Genomic DNA, 15,478 nt, shown 5'->3' on the forward strand with positions numbered 1-15,478 from the left:
CTCGCCGCCGAAGGCCTGCGCCTGCTGGCGTTTGCCAAAGCTTCGAAGCTTGCCGAAGGCTTCGGCAATCTCGATGAAAAGGGCTGCCTCCCGGCCAACGCCCACGCCGAAACCATGAACACCGCGCGCATGACCCACAGCTTCGCCATGGCCCACATTCAGGGCTTGCCGGGTTTCGCCGAGCTGGTGGATCACGGCATCAAAGCCCTCAGCGGCCCATTGCGTGATGCCGAACACGGTGGCTGGTTCGCTGCCCCCGAACATCGCGACGGCAACACCGGCAAGGCGGCTTACCTGCACGCCTTCGTCGCGCTGGCCGCCAGTTCTGCGGTTGTCGCTCAGCGTCCCGGCGCGCAGGCCTTGCTCGACGATGCCATCGACATCATCGACGCGCATTTCTGGAGCGAGGATGAGGGCGCGATGCGCGAATCCTTCAACCGCGACTGGAGTGAAGAGGAAAGCTATCGCGGCGCCAACAGCAACATGCACGCCACCGAAGCCTTTCTCGCGTTGGCTGATGTCACCGACGACAACCGTTGGCTGTGCCGCGCCCAGCGCATTGTCGAGCGCGTCATCCACGGTCACGCCGCTGCCAACGATTATCTGGTGGTCGAGCATTTCGACCGCGACTGGCAACCCTTGCGCGAATACAACCACGACAACCCGGCCGATGGTTTTCGCCCCTACGGCACCACGCCGGGCCACGGTTTCGAATGGTCCCGGTTGATGCTGCATCTTGAAGCGGCGCGGGTTAAGGCCGGGATGCTGACGCCGGGCTGGCTCGCCACCGACGCGCAAAAACTCTTCGACCACAACTGCCGTCACGGGTGGGATGTCGACGGGGCGCCGGGGATTGTTTACACCCTCGACTGGGACAATCGCGCCGTGGTTCGCCATCGCCTGCACTGGACCCATTGCGAAGCCAGCGCCGCCGCCAGTGCGCTGCTTAAACGTACAGGCGATGCGCAATACGAAAGCTGGTACCGACTATTTTGGGAATTCTGCGACAGCCATTTCATCGACCGCGAAAGCGGCAGCTGGCACCACGAACTCGATCCGCAGAATCGCCCGAGCGCTGATATCTGGGCCGGTAAACCCGACCTTTATCACGCCTGGCAAGCCGTACAGATCCCGCGATTGCCTCTGGCGCCGAGTATGGCGACTGCCTTGGCACAGCTATCCCAGAGCGCTCCTGTGTAACCATGTGGTGACATTCGAACGTCCCTTCGTTACCTGCGAAGGGGTCACTCCTGTTTAAAATCCTATGCAGCGCAAGCACCAGACTTGCATGCATAACAACAAGAAAGGTACTACTAGATGAATGCGATTTCTCGCCTCGCTACTGTCATTTCTCTCGCCTCACTGCTTCCGGTGTCTGCATTCCCGCTGAGTGCGCTTGCCGCCGATTCCAAAGGTTCGGTGGAAGTCGTTCACTGGTGGACCTCTGGTGGTGAAAAGGCCGCGGTCGATGTTCTGAAGGCCCAAGTCGAAAAAGACGGCTTTACCTGGAAGGACGGCGCAGTCGCCGGTGGCGGCGGTGCTACGGCCATGACCGTACTCAAAAGCCGCGCCGTTGCCGGTAACCCGCCGGGCGTAGCGCAGATCAAAGGCCCGGACATCCAGGAATGGGCGTCTACCGGTCTGCTCGACACCGACGTCTTGAAAGACGCTGCCAAAACAGAGAAGTGGGACAGCCTGCTCGACAAGAAAGTCTCCGATACCGTGAAGTACGAGGGTGACTACGTGGCCGTGCCGGTGAACATTCACCGCGTCAACTGGCTGTGGATCAACCCGGAAGTCTTCAAGAAAGCCGGCATCGAAAAAGCGCCAACCACCCTTCAGGAATTCTACGCGGCCGGTGACAAGCTCAAGGCTGCGGGCTTCATTGCGCTTGCCCACGGCGGCCAGCCTTGGCAGGACAGCACCGTGTTCGAAGCGGTGGTCCTTTCGGTCATGGGCGTCGACGGCTACAAGAAAGCCCTGGTCGACCTGGACAACGCTGCACTGACCGGCCCTGAAATGGTCAAGGCGTTGACCGAACTGAAGAAAGTCGCGACCTACATGGACGCCGACGGCAAAGGCCAGGACTGGAACCTGGAAGCAGCCAAGGTCATCAACGGCAAGGCCGGCATGCAGATCATGGGTGACTGGGCCAAGAGCGAGTGGACAGCGGCCAAGAAAGTCGCCGGCAAGGACTATGAGTGCGTAGCCTTCCCGGGCACCGACAAGGCCTTCACCTACAACATCGACTCCCTGGCCGTGTTCAAGCAGAAAGACAAGGGCACTGCTGCCGCTCAGCAGGACATTGCCAAGGTCGTGCTCGGTGAGAACTTCCAGAAAGTCTTCAGCATCAACAAGGGCTCGATTCCGGTTCGAATCGACATGCTGAACGACATGGGCAAGTACGGTTTCGACTCTTGCGCCCAGACCGCTGCCAAGGACTTCCTGGCGGACGCCAAGTCCGGCGGCCTGCAGCCGAGCATGGCGCACAACATGGCGACCACGCTGGCGGTACAAGGTGCGTTCTTTGATGTCGTGACCAACTTCATCAACGATCCGAAAGCCGATCCTGCCGTTGCCGCCAAGCAGCTCGGCACGGCCGTCAAAGCTGCCAAGTAACCGTTAGCGCGCATCCCCCCTGTGGGAGCGGGCTTGCTCGCGAATGCGGACTGTCGTTCAACACAAATGTCGACTGACACACCGCTTTCGCGAGCAAGCCCGCTCCCACACCAGGGAATGCGCTTGTAATCCTTTCTCTTCGTACGGGATCTTCCCATGAGTTCTGTTGCTGTGTTCAGCAAGGCCTCGCCGTTCGATGCACTGCAGCGCTGGCTCCCCAAACTGGTGCTGGCGCCCAGCATGTTCATCGTCCTGGTGGGTTTCTATGGCTATATCCTTTGGACGTTTGTCCTGTCGTTCACCACGTCGACCTTCCTGCCGACTTACAAATGGGCGGGCCTGGCGCAATACGCGCGGCTGTTCGACAACGACCGTTGGTGGGTAGCGAGCAAGAACCTGGCGGTTTTCGGTGGCATGTTCATCGGCATCACCCTGGTGATCGGTGTGCTGCTGGCGGTGTTTCTAGACCAGCGCATTCGTCGCGAAGGTTTCATTCGCACCATTTACCTGTACCCGATGGCGCTCTCGATGATCGTCACCGGTACCGCCTGGAAGTGGCTGCTCAACCCGGGCATGGGCCTGGACAAATTGCTGCGTGACTGGGGCTGGGAAGGCTTTCGCCTGGACTGGCTGATTGACCCGGACCGCGTGGTGTATTGCCTGGTGATCGCTGCGGTATGGCAAGCCTCGGGCTTTATCATGGCGATGTTCCTCGCCGGCCTGCGTGGCGTTGATCAATCGATCATCCGTGCCGCCCAGATCGATGGCGCGAGCATGCCGCGGATTTACCTGAAAGTGGTGTTGCCCAGCCTGCGTCCGGTGTTCTTCAGTGCGGTGATGATCCTGGCCCACATCGCGATCAAGAGTTTCGACCTGGTGGCGGCAATGACCGCCGGTGGCCCGGGTTACTCCTCCGACTTGCCTGCGATGTTCATGTATTCCTTCACCTTCAGTCGCGGCCAGATGGGCATGGGCTCGGCCAGTGCGATTCTGATGCTCGGTGCGATTCTCGCAATCATCGTGCCTTACCTGTACTCCGAGCTGAGGACCAAGCGTCATGACTAGTTTCGCTGCCAAACCATCCATCAGCCTGAGTCGCATCGCCATCTACGGCGTGCTGATCCTGGCCGTATTCCTTTACCTGATACCGCTGGTGGTCATGCTGTTGACCAGTTTCAAGACGCCGGAAGACATCAACTCCGGCAACCTGCTGAGCTGGCCGACCGTTGTCAGCGGCATTGGCTGGGTCAAGGCCTGGGGCACTGTCGACGGGTATTTCTGGAACTCGATCAAGATCACCGTCCCGGCGGTGATGATCTCCACTGCCATCGGTGCGCTGAACGGCTACGTGCTGTCGATGTGGCGCTTCCGAGGCTCGCAACTGTTCTTCGGTTTGCTGCTGTTCGGTTGCTTCCTGCCGTTCCAGACCGTCCTGCTGCCGGCCTCGTTCACCCTCGGCAAGATGGGCCTGGCGAGCACCACCACGGGCCTGGTGTTCGTGCACGTTGTCTACGGCCTGGCGTTCACCACGCTGTTCTTCCGTAACTACTACGTCAGCGTTCCCGATGCGCTGGTGAAGGCGGCGCGGCTGGATGGCGCGGGTTTCTTCACCATCTTCCGCTTGATCATCCTGCCGATGTCCACCCCGATCATCATGGTCTGCCTGATCTGGCAGTTCACCCAGATCTGGAACGACTTCCTGTTCGGCGTGGTGTTCTCCAGCGGTGACTCGCAACCCATTACGGTGGCGTTGAACAACTTGGTCAACACCAGTACCGGGGCCAAGGAATACAACGTTGATATGGCGGCGGCGATGATCGCCGGGCTGCCGACCCTGCTGGTCTATGTGGTCGCAGGCAAGTATTTCGTGCGCGGGCTGACGGCCGGCGCAGTCAAGGGGTAATCATGGCTACGCTCGAACTTCGCAATGTAAACAAGACCTATGGCCCCGGCCTGCCGGACACCCTCAAGAACATCGAACTGTCGATCAAGGACGGTGAGTTCCTGATCCTGGTCGGACCTTCGGGTTGCGGCAAATCGACCCTGATGAATTGCATCGCCGGTCTGGAGACCATCACCGGCGGCGCGATCATGATCGGTGACCAGGACGTCAGCGGCATGAGCCCGAAAGACCGGGACATCGCCATGGTGTTCCAGTCCTACGCGCTGTACCCGACCATGAGCGTGCGCGAGAACATCGCCTTTGGCTTGAAGATCCGCAAAATGCCCGCCGCCGACATCGAAGCGGAAGTGGCGCGGGTAGCCAAGCTGCTGCAGATCGAACATTTGCTCAACCGCAAACCCGGCCAGCTCTCCGGTGGTCAGCAACAGCGCGTGGCGATGGGCCGTGCCTTGGCGCGGCGGCCGAAGATTTACCTGTTCGACGAACCGCTGTCCAACCTCGACGCCAAGCTGCGCGTCGAGATGCGCACTGAAATGAAACTGATGCACCAGCGCCTGAAAACCACCACGGTCTACGTGACCCACGACCAGATCGAAGCGATGACCCTGGGCGACAAAGTGGCGGTGATGAAGGACGGGATCATTCAGCAATTCGGCACGCCGAAAGACATCTACAACAACCCGGCCAACCTGTTCGTGGCGAGCTTCATCGGGTCGCCGCCGATGAACTTCATCCCCCTGCGTTTGCAGCGCAAGGAGGGTCGTCTGGTGGCGTTGCTTGATAGCGGTCAGGCGCGCTGCGAATTGCCGTTGGGCATGCAGGACGCCGGTCTTGAAGACCGCGAAGTGATCCTCGGCATGCGTCCTGAACAGATCGTTTTGGCGGGCAGCGAGCCGAATGGTTTGCCGATCATTCGCGCCGAAGTCCAGGTCACCGAGCCGACCGGTCCCGACACCCTGGTGTTCGTCAATCTCAACGAAACCAAAGTCTGCTGCCGTCTGGCGCCGGACGTTGCACCGGCCGTGGGCGAGACCCTGACCCTGCAATTCGATCCATCGAAAGTGCTGTTGTTCGATGCCAAGACCGGTGAGCGCCTGGGGGTGGCCGGTCAGCCTAAAACCGAGACTCACAGTGCCAACGTGGCGCAGTTCAAAGGCCGCTGAAGATCAAATGTGGGAGCGGGCTTGCTCGCGAATGGGAGCTGGCATTCAACAGAAATGTCGACTGATATACCGCTTTCGCGAGCAAGCCCGCTCCCACAGGGGGGTACCAGGCGGGTGGCATGTAGCCCGTCGCAACCGATGTCACCGCGTTAAATAAAAACAGTTAATAACAATAAAACGAGGATGTAGGGATGAAGAAGAACAACAACGCTCAGCTTATCTGCCAGTTGTCAGCCATTGCGGCAATGATGTTGGCCGGTAGCGTGCACGCGGCTGACGCGTTCAGCGCCGATTCCGAATGGATGACCGGTGATTGGGGTGGCGAGCGGACCAAGCTGATCGAGCAGGGTATCGACATCAAGATGGACTACGTCGGTGAAGTAGGCGCAAACCTGCACGGCGGCTACAACAACGACAAGACCGCACGTTACGCCGACCAGTTTGGCTTGGGCGTGGCGCTGGACCTGCAAAAGCTGTGGGGCTGGGATAACACCCAGGCCAAGATCCAGTTCACCAACCGTAACGGTGAGAACATCTCCAATGACCGTGTCGGCGACCCGCGTGCCGGCACCTTGAGTTCCTCCCAGGAAGTCTACGGCCGTGGCCATATGGTCCGACTGACCCAGTTGTGGGTTAAGCACCAGTTCCTCGACGGTAAACTGGACGTCAAAGCCGGTTATTTCGGCGAAGGCGAAGACTTCAACACCTTTCCTTGCGAGTTCCAGAACCTGGCGTTCTGCGGTTCCCAGGCGGGTAACTGGGCGACCGGTATCTGGTACAACTGGCCGGTCATGCAGGCTGCCGTGCGTGTGAAGTACAACATCTCGCCTGAGTTCTATGCGCAGATCGGTGCTTACAACCAGAACCCATCGCAACTGGAACACGGTAACGGCTTCAAGCTCAGCGGCAGTGGTACTGCGGGCACTGTGTTGCCGGTCGAGTTGGTCTGGCTGCCTAACCCTAACAACCTGCCGGGCGAATACCGTGTCGGTTACTACAAAAGCACGGCCAATGCCGATGACGTCCGCAAGGATGAAAACGGCAATGATGCAGCAACCAGCGGCAACGCCTATCGCAGCCACGATAGCAAGCACGGCTACTGGTTCGTGGCGCAGCAACAACTCACCAGCCACAACGGTGACGCGTCCCGCGGTCTGAACATCGCAGCCAACGCCACTTTCCACGACAAGGACACCAACTTCGTCGACAACTACCAGTCGCTGATGTTTGTGTACAAAGGCCCGTTCGATGCACGTCCAAAAGATGACATGGGTATCGGTTTCGCCCGTATCCATGTCAACGATGACGTGAAGAAAAACGCTGAGTTGGTCAACGCCTCCAATGGTGTTACCGAGTACGAGGATCCACTGTTCTCGCCGCTGCGTACCACCGAGTACAACTACGAGATCAACTACGGCTTCCACGTTACCAACTGGCTGACCGTGCGTCCTAACCTGCAATACATCACTCACCCGGGCGGTGTTGATGAAGTCGACAACGCGCTGGTCGCCGGCCTGAAAATTCAGTCGGTGTTCTAACGTTGTTGCGATAAGCTCCTCTCTATGTGCGCATTTTTGCGGACAGCCCAGGCTGTCCGCTTTTTTTTGGGGGCTGCGCACCCCGGGTGATTTTCAGGACCGTGGCACATGCATGAGCATCCGCTACAACGCTTCTTCAAATCCTTGCGCGAACGTCCGGTGTTCGCGTGGGAGCGCTATCAGAAGCGCGACGTGCTGGTGATCGACCATCCACTGTGTCAGGCGGTGTTCAGTCGGCAGGGTGCGCAGTTGCTGCACTTCCAGCCAAAGGGCCAGAAACCCTGGCTTTGGTGCGCGGCGAAGTGGCCGCAGGTCGGTGCGATTCGTGGCGGCGTTCCGGTGTGCTGGCCGTGGTATGGCCGTCATCCGAGCGAAAACGCCTGGCCGTCCCATGGCTGGGCACGGTTGATCGACTGGAAGCTGCTGGACAGCAGCACTGATGACGATGGCGTGCGCTTGCACTGGCAACTTCAGTTGTGTGACTGGCAAGTGGACCTGCACGCGCACTTGGGCGAACGCATGGAGTTGCGCCTGAGTACCGAGCATCAGGACAGCCTGCCGTGCCAATTGAGTCAGGCGTTGCATGCGTATTGGCGTATTGGCGACGTCGGTGAGGTAGCGCTGTCTGGCCTCGACGGGGCACAGGGTTACGACCAGTTGAACCGTCAGATTTGTCATCAGGAAGGCGAGTTGCGGGTAGAGGGTGGCTGTCAGCGGGTGTTCCAGCATGACGGCGAATTACAGCTCAAGGACCACGCCTGGCAGCGCGAGTTGTGCATCGATACCGGTGACCATGCGGACACGGTGGTTTGGCATCCGGGCTCGCGGCCATTGCTGGGGGTGAGCTGGAATGAGATTTCGGAGTTTGTGTGTGTTGAAGCCGCGAGCGGCGGGACCGATAGCCTGAGCCTGGCGCCGGGGGAGAGGGCGCATTTGAGTTTGCAGGCGCGGGTCGGGGCGTAAGATCAAAAGATCGCAGCCTCGTTTCACTCGACAGCTCCTACAAGGGATCGTGTAAACCTGTAGGCGCTGTCGAGCGAAGCGAGGCTGCGATCTTTTTAATTAAACTCATCCCCAATCGGATACCGACTGGCATTCAGACTTTCCTTGATCTTGCGCAAATGCGGCTGGAAATCCACACCGCGGCGCAAAGTCATGCCGGTCGCCAGCACATCCAGCACGGTCAACTGAATGATCCGCGACGTCATCGGCATATAGATGTCGGTGTCTTCCGGCAGCGGAATATTCAGGCTCAAGGTGCTGGCCTTGGCCAATGGCGAACCTTCGGCGGTCAGACCCAGCACCGAAGCACCGTTTTCCCGGGCAATACGCGCCACTTCCACCAGTTCGCGGGTACGGCCGGTGTAGGAAATGATCACGAACAACTCGCCGGTGTGCGCCACCGACGCAATCATGCGCTGCATCAGCACGTCCGCGTGGGCGGTCACCGCCAGGTTGAAGCGGAAGAACTTGTGCTGCGCATCCAGCGCCACCGGGGCCGAGGCGCCGAGGCCGAAGAAGTGGATCTGCCGGGCCTGGATCAACAGGTCGACGGCGCGGCTGATCAGGTTCGGGTCCAGTGCCTGCAAGGCGCTGTCCAAAGAGGCGATGGCGCTGCCGAAAATCTTTTTGGTATACGCTTCCGGATTGTCGTCAGCCTCGACCGCACGGCTGACATACGCCGCGCCACTGGCCAGGCTCTGGGCCAATTGAAGCTTGAGTTCCGGGTAGCCGCTGACGCCGAACGAACGGCAGAAACGGTTGACCGTCGGCTCACTGACCTTTGAGGCCTGGGCGAGGGCGGCGATGCTGAACCGGGTGGCCTGCTGTGGGTTGAGCAGGATCACTTCGGCGACTTTGCGTTCTGCCTTGTTCAGGTCTTCAAGGCGATTCTGGATCTGTTCCAGTAAATTTCGCACGCGGTCCATATATGTTCCTTAGCTCCGCAAACAAGAGAGCAATGCAAATAAGGGCCCTGGCTATGCAAATTGGGACTTTGATCGGGCCCGTAACGGTGGCCTATCCTACTGATGGCTCCGACCGTCCACCACTCGGATTCTGTATTTTGCGAAAATGTTGTGGTTATTACTACATTTTCCCTTGAGTGATGCCTTGAAAAAAGGTATTTGTAGCTTAACTTGATAAAAGAACAAACATCATGCCTTCGATTACGGTTGAACCGTGCACCTTTGCCTTGTTCGGCGCCCTCGGCGATCTGGCCCTGCGCAAGCTGTTTCCTGCCCTTTATCAGCTCGATGGCGCAGGCCTCTTGCACGAGGACACGCGAATTATCGCGCTGGCCCGTGAGCCTGGCAGCGAGCAGCAGCATTTGGCGTTCATCGCCTCCGAGCTGCGCCGCTACGTCGTTGCCAAAGAGCTGGACGAGGCCGTGGTCGAACGCTTTCTGGCCCGCCTGAGTTACCTGCACGTCGACTTCCTCAAGGCTGACGATTACGTCGCCCTGGCCGAAATGGCCGGCAGCGCCCAGCGAGTGATTGCCTACTTCGCGACACCGGCCGCCGTTTACGGCGCGATTTGCGAGAACCTGGCGAAAGTCGGTTTGACCGAAAACACTCGCGTGGTGCTGGAAAAACCCATCGGTTCGGACCTGGAATCCTCGCGCAAGGTGAACGACGCCGTGGCGCAGTTCTTCCCGGAGAACCGCACCTACCGCATCGACCACTACCTGGGCAAAGAAACCGTCCAGAACCTGATCGCCCTGCGTTTCGCCAACAGCCTGTTCGAAACCCAGTGGAACCAGAATTATATCTCCCACGTGGAAATCACCGTGGCCGAGAAGGTCGGGATCGAAGGTCGCTGGGGTTACTTCGACAAGGCCGGCCAGCTGCGGGACATGATCCAGAATCACCTCCTGCAACTGCTCTGCCTGATCGCCATGGACCCGCCGGCCGACCTGTCCGCCGACAGCATCCGCGACGAGAAAGTCAAAGTGCTCAAGGCGCTGGCGCCGATCAGCCCGGAAGGCCTGACCACTCAGGTCGTACGCGGTCAGTACATCGCCGGTTACAGCGAAGGAAAATCGGTTCCCGGTTACCTGGAAGAGCCGAACTCCAACACCCAGAGCGACACCGAAACCTTCGTTGCGCTGCGTGCCGATATCCGCAACTGGCGTTGGGCCGGTGTGCCTTTTTACCTGCGTACCGGCAAGCGCATGCCGCAGAAGCTGTCGCAGATCGTCATCCACTTCAAGGAGCCGTCCCACTACATCTTCGCTCCCGAGCAGCGCCTGCAAATCAGCAACAAGCTGATTATCCGCCTGCAACCGGACGAAGGCATTTCCTTGCGCGTGATGACCAAAGAACAAGGCCTGGACAAGGGCATGCAGCTGCGCAGCGGTCCGTTGCAGCTGAATTTTTCCGACACTTATCGCAGCGCACGGATTCCCGATGCCTACGAGCGGTTGTTGCTGGAAGTGATGCGCGGCAATCAGAACCTGTTTGTCCGTAAAGATGAAATCGAAGCCGCGTGGAAGTGGTGTGACCAGTTGATCGCCGGGTGGAAAAAATCCGGTGATGCGCCCAAGCCGTACGCGGCCGGGTCCTGGGGACCGATGAGCTCCATTGCTCTGATCACGCGGGATGGGAGGTCGTGGTATGGCGATATCTGAATTGAAACTGCCTCAGGGCGTCAGCGCCCATGAGTTCAAAAGCCCGGTGCTGCTGGCCGAAGGCCTGGCGCTGAATGTGGCCAAGCAACTGAGTGACGCGATCGACGCGCGCGGCACCGCGACCTTGGTGGTTTCCGGTGGACGCAGCCCGGTGGCGTTTTTCCAGCACCTGGCCAAGCAGACGCTGGACTGGTCCAAGGTTGTCGTCACCCTGGCCGACGAGCGCTGGGTGCCGGTAGAGCATGTCGACAGCAATGCCGGTCTGCTCAAGCGTTACCTGTTGCAAGGCCCGGTGGCCAAGGCTCAGTTTCTGAGTCTGTACAGCGCCACGGCCAACCTTGAACTGGCGGCCGAGCAGGCGGATCGCTTGCTCGCGGAGTTGCCGCCGATCGACGTGCTGATACTTGGCATGGGCGACGACGGTCACACCGCCTCGCTGTTCCCGAACAGCCCGAACCTGGCCGATGCCTTGAAAGTCGACGGCAGCCGTCGCTGCTGGCCGATGCTGGCGCCGACCGTGCCGCATCAGCGCCTGACCATGAGCCGCGCGCTTCTGGCCTCGGCCAAGACCACCGTTCTATCGATTTCCGGTCAGTCCAAGCTGACCACCTTGAGTGCCGCATTGGCCGGTGACGATGTCGCCGCCATGCCGATTCGCGCGTTTCTGCAACCTACGTTAGAGATTTACTGGTGCCCATGAGCCAAGGAACAGCCGCTATGACAACCCCATCCCCGACCGTTTCCATGGCGGACAAAGTTGCCCTGATCGACAGCCTCTGCGCCAAAGCGCGGATCCTGCCGGTGATTACCATCGCTCGCGAACAGGACATCCTGCCGCTGGCCGACGCCCTCGCGGCCGGTGGCCTGACAGCCCTGGAAGTGACCCTTCGTTCACAGTTCGGCCTCAAGGCTATCCAGATTCTGCGCGAGCAGCGTCCGGAACTGGTGACCGGTGCTGGCACTGTGCTGGATCGCAACATGCTGGCGGCTGCCGAAGCGGCCGGTTCGCAGTTCATTGTCACGCCGGGCATCACCCGTGATTTGCTGGAAGCCAGCGTCAACAGCCCGATTCCGCTGTTGCCAGGCATCAGCAACGCCTCCGGCATCATGGAAGGCTACGGCCTGGGTTATCGCCGCTTCAAGCTGTTCCCGGCGGAAGTCAGCGGCGGCGTCGCGGCTATCAAAGCCCTCGGCGGCCCGTTTGGCGAAGTGAAATTCTGCCCGACTGGCGGCGTCAGCCCGGCCAACATCAAGAGCTACATGGCGTTGAAAAACGTGATGTGCGTGGGCGGTAGCTGGATGCTTGATCCCGAGTGGATCAAGAACGGCGACTGGGCCCGCATTCAGGAATGCACCGCCGAGGCATTGGCGCTGCTGGACTGATCGGCTTTACCAAACACTTCGTTGTGTGTTCTACGGCTTTACGGTGCGCTTGGTCGGTGCACCGTTTTTTTTTGCCCGCAAAAAAAACTGTGGGAGCGAGCTTTCTCGCGATAGCGGTCTGACAGTCAATATTTTCATTGAATGTGCCGCCGCCATCGCGAGCAAGCTCGCTCCCACAAGGACATCATGCGATACATAGTTACCGCATCTCGCTGCTCGACCAGCGTTAACCTGCGTTCATCTTATGGAAGAGAGAACGTCATGGACGACAACACTCCGGTTTCACCCCAGCTTTCACCCGAACAGATCGCGGGTCCTTATTTCCGAAATCCGAAATTGATCAGACGAAACATCAGCGAAGGCATGGATGGCATCCCCTTGGTGCTGAGGCTGACGATCGTCGATGCCATGACGGGGCAACCGGTGACGGACGCTCTGGTGGATATCTGGCATTGCAATGCACGCGGGGCGTATTCGGGTTGGAGCAAGGTCAATCCAGACAAGGAAGTCGACGTTGGCGACATAGGTTCGATCCCGCGCACCGACGACGACACTTACTTGCGTGGCGGGCAATTTACGGACAAGAACGGCATCGTGCGGTTTACCACGATCTATCCGGGGTTCTACGCCGGCCGTGCCCTGCACGTTCATGTCGTGGTACGCATTATGGAAGGCAACAACTACCTGGAAGAGCGGCATGTCGCCTGGGTCGGTCAGCTCTACTTTCCCGAGGTGGCCTCGCGCTCGGTACTCAACGCCAGGGAGTACCGGGGTCGAGCCGTTTCACCGCTGACCAACGATCAAGACTTTTTCTATGAAAACATGGGCGGCGAAGCTTCGACCTTGAACGTTCACACCCTGAGTCGAGACTCGAATAAAGACGGCTACTTCGGGCACACGACCATCGGCATCGACACCTTCGCGGTATCGACGCAGATCAAGCCCGAGGACTTCGACAAACACACCGTGTGACGTCAGCGCAGTTCGGTCAACGCCCGGGCCAGTAGATCCATGTCTGCAGCGGTGGTAGTGAGCCCCGGGGTTATGCGAATGCACGGACCACTCGCGGCACCACTGCGCGCCACGGTAAACAGGTTGTAGTCCTTGAGCAGCCGCTCGACCATCGCCTGTTGATCTGCATGCCGGGTAAAGCGCATCGAGGTGATGCCGCAATACAGTCGCGGGTCGTCCGGGGTCATGACTTCGATCCCCGGCAACTCGCGTACCGCGCTCACCCAGCGGTTGCGCAGGTAATTGAGCCGAGCGCCCTTGGCGGCGGAACCGCCCATGGCCCGATGTTCCTCGAACACCAGCGGCAAGGTCAGCAGCGCCGGGATGTTGGGCGTGCTGTACGGCGTGCGGGCGCGAATATCGGTGACCGGGAAATGCATCTCGCCCATGTCCGGATCGATGTCGGCCAGGCGCTCGGGGGCGATATAAATGAAGCCCAGAGTCAGCGGTGCACCGATCCATTTGTGCAGGTTGTAGCCAGCAAAGGCGATGCCTAGTTTATCGAGATTGAACTCGAGCTGGCCGAGCGCATGGGCGCCGTCGAGGATCACGTCGATGCCATGTTCCCTGGCAGCTGCGGCAATAGCCTGCACCGGCATCACCAACCCGGAACGGTGAGTGACGTGAGTCAGGGCCATCAGTTTGAGTCGCGGATAACGCACGAAAGCTTCGCGGTAAGTGGCCAGCAAACTGTCGAAACTGGCGGGGTGCGAGTGTTCGATCTCGATCACTTCGACACCGCGATGACGTGCCAGCCAGCGCATGGCTCCTTTGACCGTGTCGTACTCCAGATCACATATCAGCACCTGATCGCCCGGCGTCAGACGGTTGTAGTTGCGGATCAGCGATTGCAGACCGTCCGAAGCGTTGCGGGTGAGGGCGACAGTGTCGGCGGGTACGCCCACCAGATCGGCGAGCTGTTTGCGAATCTCCAGGCTTTCGCCCTGTTCGAAGCGTTGCCGCACGTGCACCGAGTTGCCGCGGTTGATCAGTTCGATGTTGCGCTGATACTCCTCGACCACCGTGCGCGACATGCGCCCGAAGTACCCGTTTTCGAGGTTGACCGGGCCGGGTTCAACCGCATATCGGTCGGCAAAGGTTCGCCAGAAAGCTTCATCACGGGCGCGGCGGGTGTTATCGGGCATGGGCTACTCAATCAGGGGCCAGGTCTGGGTGTCGGGTCAATGGCGAGGGGCGGGTTTGCCATGTTTGGCGCGTAGCGGTTCGAGCAGCTCCGACAGGCCGTTGTGATCGATTTCCTGCATCAAGGCCAACAAGCCGCCGAGTTCGCCATGGGGGAAACCTTCCCGAGCGAACCAGTTCAGGTATTGGCCGGGGAGGTCGGCAATGATCCGGCCCTTGTATTTGCCGAAGGGCATTTCACGGGTGACCAGCAGTTCGAGCTTTTCAGGGTTCATCAGTCAGTCGTCTTGATTCAAACAGTCTGGAAAATACAGGCATTCTGCATGCAGGCCAAATGACAGATCATGCAAATAAAGCGGATACAGATTTCGGGTTAAACCATAAGTAATTGAAATATAGGAAATAACTTATCAATTCAAAGCTGGCATGCAGGGTGCAACACCTATTGCATCTTTCATCAACCCGTGAGGAATTGAAAATGACCGACATGAATAAAGAAGCCATCTCTGTGCTCAACGACCTGATTGAAACCAGCAAAGACGGTCAGGAAGGGTTCAAGACTTGCGCTGAAGACATCAAACATCCAGGACTGAAATCGCTGTTCATGCAGCGTTCCGCCGACTGCGCCACTGCGGCTTCCGAACTGCAAGCGCAGGTGCGTTCGCTAGGCGGCGATCCGGAAACGTCCACCAGTGTCAGCGGTGACCTGCACCGTCGCTGGGTCGACGTGAAAGCGATGTTCACCGGCAAGGATGAAGAAGCCGTGCTGAACGAAGCCGAGCGGGGTGAAGACCATGCACTGAAGGCTTACAAAGAAGCCATCGAAAAAATCAACAAACACAACCTGGTGGGCATTCGTGATCTGGTTGAGCGTCAGTACCACGGCGTGCAACGCAATCACGATCAGGTAAAAGCCCTGCGTAACCAGGCGCGCGCACGCTCGTAAGCGTTCGTTGCCTGTCAAAAACGCCAGCCAGTCTGGCGTTTTTTTGTGTCTGGCGTTCAACGATGAAATTAGCCTTGTAGGAGCTGCCGAAGGCTGCGATCTTTTGATCTTGCTTTTCGGCGCCGTCAAAAGATCGCAGCCTTC

Annotated in this window: 15 protein-coding genes; 12 read left to right on the top strand and 3 right to left on the bottom strand. The window is 59.1% G+C overall.

What is annotated here, in order from left to right; genetic code table 11:
• From E3W21_RS02375 to E3W21_RS02405, 7 genes are all read left to right on the top strand, one after another.
• Positions 1 to 1,200, top strand: a 1,200-nt coding sequence (locus E3W21_RS02375; RefSeq protein ID WP_256661475.1) for an AGE family epimerase/isomerase, incomplete at its 5' end; no start/stop codon positions are given.
• A gap of 117 nt (positions 1,201 to 1,317) precedes the next feature.
• Positions 1,318 to 2,619: an ABC transporter substrate-binding protein gene (locus E3W21_RS02380; protein ID WP_129437798.1), complete on the top strand. Its 1,302-nt coding sequence runs from the start codon at positions 1,318 to 1,320 to the stop codon at positions 2,617 to 2,619.
• Positions 2,620 to 2,775: 156 nt separating this feature from the next.
• Positions 2,776 to 3,684: a carbohydrate ABC transporter permease gene (locus E3W21_RS02385; RefSeq protein ID WP_134417589.1), complete on the top strand. Its 909-nt coding sequence runs from the start codon at positions 2,776 to 2,778 to the stop codon at positions 3,682 to 3,684.
• On the top strand, positions 3,677 to 4,522 hold the full coding sequence (locus E3W21_RS02390; protein ID WP_033056821.1) for a carbohydrate ABC transporter permease: 846 nt from the start codon (positions 3,677 to 3,679) through the stop codon (positions 4,520 to 4,522). Before E3W21_RS02385 ends, E3W21_RS02390 begins: the two co-directional genes overlap by 8 nt.
• A gap of 2 nt (positions 4,523 to 4,524) precedes the next feature.
• Positions 4,525 to 5,685, top strand: a complete 1,161-nt coding sequence (locus E3W21_RS02395; protein ID WP_134417591.1) for an ABC transporter ATP-binding protein — start codon at positions 4,525 to 4,527, stop codon at positions 5,683 to 5,685.
• 191 nt (positions 5,686 to 5,876) lie between these two features.
• Complete coding sequence (locus tag E3W21_RS02400) at positions 5,877 to 7,223, top strand: carbohydrate porin (RefSeq protein ID WP_134417593.1); 1,347 nt, start codon at positions 5,877 to 5,879, stop codon at positions 7,221 to 7,223.
• Between the two features lie 108 nt (positions 7,224 to 7,331).
• Positions 7,332 to 8,186 carry a D-hexose-6-phosphate mutarotase gene (locus tag E3W21_RS02405; protein ID WP_129437792.1) on the top strand — a complete coding sequence of 285 codons (855 nt, stop codon included), beginning with the start codon at positions 7,332 to 7,334 and terminating at the stop codon, positions 8,184 to 8,186.
• Positions 8,187 to 8,281: 95 nt separating this feature from the next.
• Here the strand turns inward: E3W21_RS02405 and E3W21_RS02410 are convergent, their stop codons facing one another.
• On the bottom strand, positions 8,282 to 9,142 hold the full coding sequence (locus tag E3W21_RS02410) for a MurR/RpiR family transcriptional regulator (protein ID WP_177318169.1): 861 nt from the start codon (positions 9,140 to 9,142) through the stop codon (positions 8,282 to 8,284).
• A gap of 239 nt (positions 9,143 to 9,381) precedes the next feature.
• On the opposite strand from E3W21_RS02410, the gene zwf reads away from it, so the two are divergent.
• From zwf to E3W21_RS02430, 4 genes are all read left to right on the top strand, one after another.
• Entirely contained in the window at positions 9,382 to 10,851 is a 1,470-nt protein-coding gene (zwf, locus tag E3W21_RS02415) for a glucose-6-phosphate dehydrogenase (protein ID WP_134417595.1), read from the top strand.
• Positions 10,838 to 11,551, top strand: coding sequence for a 6-phosphogluconolactonase (gene pgl, locus E3W21_RS02420; protein ID WP_129437786.1), 714 nt, complete (start codon positions 10,838 to 10,840; stop codon positions 11,549 to 11,551). The genes zwf and pgl overlap by 14 nt, the downstream gene beginning before the upstream one ends.
• Before the next feature lie 17 nt (positions 11,552 to 11,568).
• Positions 11,569 to 12,234, top strand: coding sequence for a bifunctional 4-hydroxy-2-oxoglutarate aldolase/2-dehydro-3-deoxy-phosphogluconate aldolase (locus E3W21_RS02425; RefSeq protein ID WP_008151112.1), 666 nt, complete (start codon positions 11,569 to 11,571; stop codon positions 12,232 to 12,234).
• A 261-nt stretch (positions 12,235 to 12,495) separates the two neighbouring features.
• Positions 12,496 to 13,206 (top strand): intradiol ring-cleavage dioxygenase, encoded by a 711-nt coding sequence (locus tag E3W21_RS02430; RefSeq protein WP_134417597.1) that lies wholly within the window; start codon positions 12,496 to 12,498, stop codon positions 13,204 to 13,206.
• A gap of 2 nt (positions 13,207 to 13,208) precedes the next feature.
• On the opposite strand, the gene E3W21_RS02435 is transcribed toward E3W21_RS02430, so the two are convergent.
• Together E3W21_RS02435 and E3W21_RS02440 are read right to left on the bottom strand one after the other, a co-directional pair.
• Positions 13,209 to 14,390 carry an aminotransferase class V-fold PLP-dependent enzyme gene (locus E3W21_RS02435; protein ID WP_134417599.1) on the bottom strand — a complete coding sequence of 394 codons (1,182 nt, stop codon included), beginning with the start codon at positions 14,388 to 14,390 and terminating at the stop codon, positions 13,209 to 13,211.
• Positions 14,391 to 14,426: 36 nt separating this feature from the next.
• A complete protein-coding gene (locus E3W21_RS02440) occupies positions 14,427 to 14,663 on the bottom strand; it encodes a DUF3820 family protein (RefSeq protein ID WP_128870220.1) in 237 nt (78 codons plus the stop codon).
• A gap of 203 nt (positions 14,664 to 14,866) precedes the next feature.
• Here E3W21_RS02440 and E3W21_RS02445 point away from each other — a divergent pair, with 203 nt between their 5' ends.
• Positions 14,867 to 15,334 carry a PA2169 family four-helix-bundle protein gene (locus E3W21_RS02445; protein ID WP_134417601.1) on the top strand — a complete coding sequence of 156 codons (468 nt, stop codon included), beginning with the start codon at positions 14,867 to 14,869 and terminating at the stop codon, positions 15,332 to 15,334.
• Positions 15,335 to 15,478 lie beyond the last annotated feature (144 nt).

The sequence above is a fragment of the Pseudomonas sp. F01002 genome, assembly GCF_004402115.1.
Lineage (GTDB): Bacteria > Pseudomonadota > Gammaproteobacteria > Pseudomonadales > Pseudomonadaceae > Aquipseudomonas > Aquipseudomonas frigoris.

Coding starts and splice junctions, on each gene's coding strand:
- E3W21_RS02390 (WP_033056821.1), top strand. CDS start 3,677: ATGACTAGTTTCGCTGCCAAACCATCCATCAGCCTGAGTCGCATCGCC.
- E3W21_RS02380 (WP_129437798.1), top strand. CDS start 1,318: ATGAATGCGATTTCTCGCCTCGCTACTGTCATTTCTCTCGCCTCACTG.
- E3W21_RS02385 (WP_134417589.1), top strand. CDS start 2,776: ATGAGTTCTGTTGCTGTGTTCAGCAAGGCCTCGCCGTTCGATGCACTG.
- E3W21_RS02445 (WP_134417601.1), top strand. CDS start 14,867: ATGACCGACATGAATAAAGAAGCCATCTCTGTGCTCAACGACCTGATT.
- zwf (WP_134417595.1), top strand. CDS start 9,382: ATGCCTTCGATTACGGTTGAACCGTGCACCTTTGCCTTGTTCGGCGCC.
- E3W21_RS02425 (WP_008151112.1), top strand. CDS start 11,569: ATGACAACCCCATCCCCGACCGTTTCCATGGCGGACAAAGTTGCCCTG.
- E3W21_RS02395 (WP_134417591.1), top strand. CDS start 4,525: ATGGCTACGCTCGAACTTCGCAATGTAAACAAGACCTATGGCCCCGGC.
- E3W21_RS02440 (WP_128870220.1), bottom strand. CDS start 14,663: ATGAACCCTGAAAAGCTCGAACTGCTGGTCACCCGTGAAATGCCCTTC.
- E3W21_RS02405 (WP_129437792.1), top strand. CDS start 7,332: ATGCATGAGCATCCGCTACAACGCTTCTTCAAATCCTTGCGCGAACGT.
- E3W21_RS02430 (WP_134417597.1), top strand. CDS start 12,496: ATGGACGACAACACTCCGGTTTCACCCCAGCTTTCACCCGAACAGATC.
- pgl (WP_129437786.1), top strand. CDS start 10,838: ATGGCGATATCTGAATTGAAACTGCCTCAGGGCGTCAGCGCCCATGAG.
- E3W21_RS02400 (WP_134417593.1), top strand. CDS start 5,877: ATGAAGAAGAACAACAACGCTCAGCTTATCTGCCAGTTGTCAGCCATT.
- E3W21_RS02435 (WP_134417599.1), bottom strand. CDS start 14,390: ATGCCCGATAACACCCGCCGCGCCCGTGATGAAGCTTTCTGGCGAACC.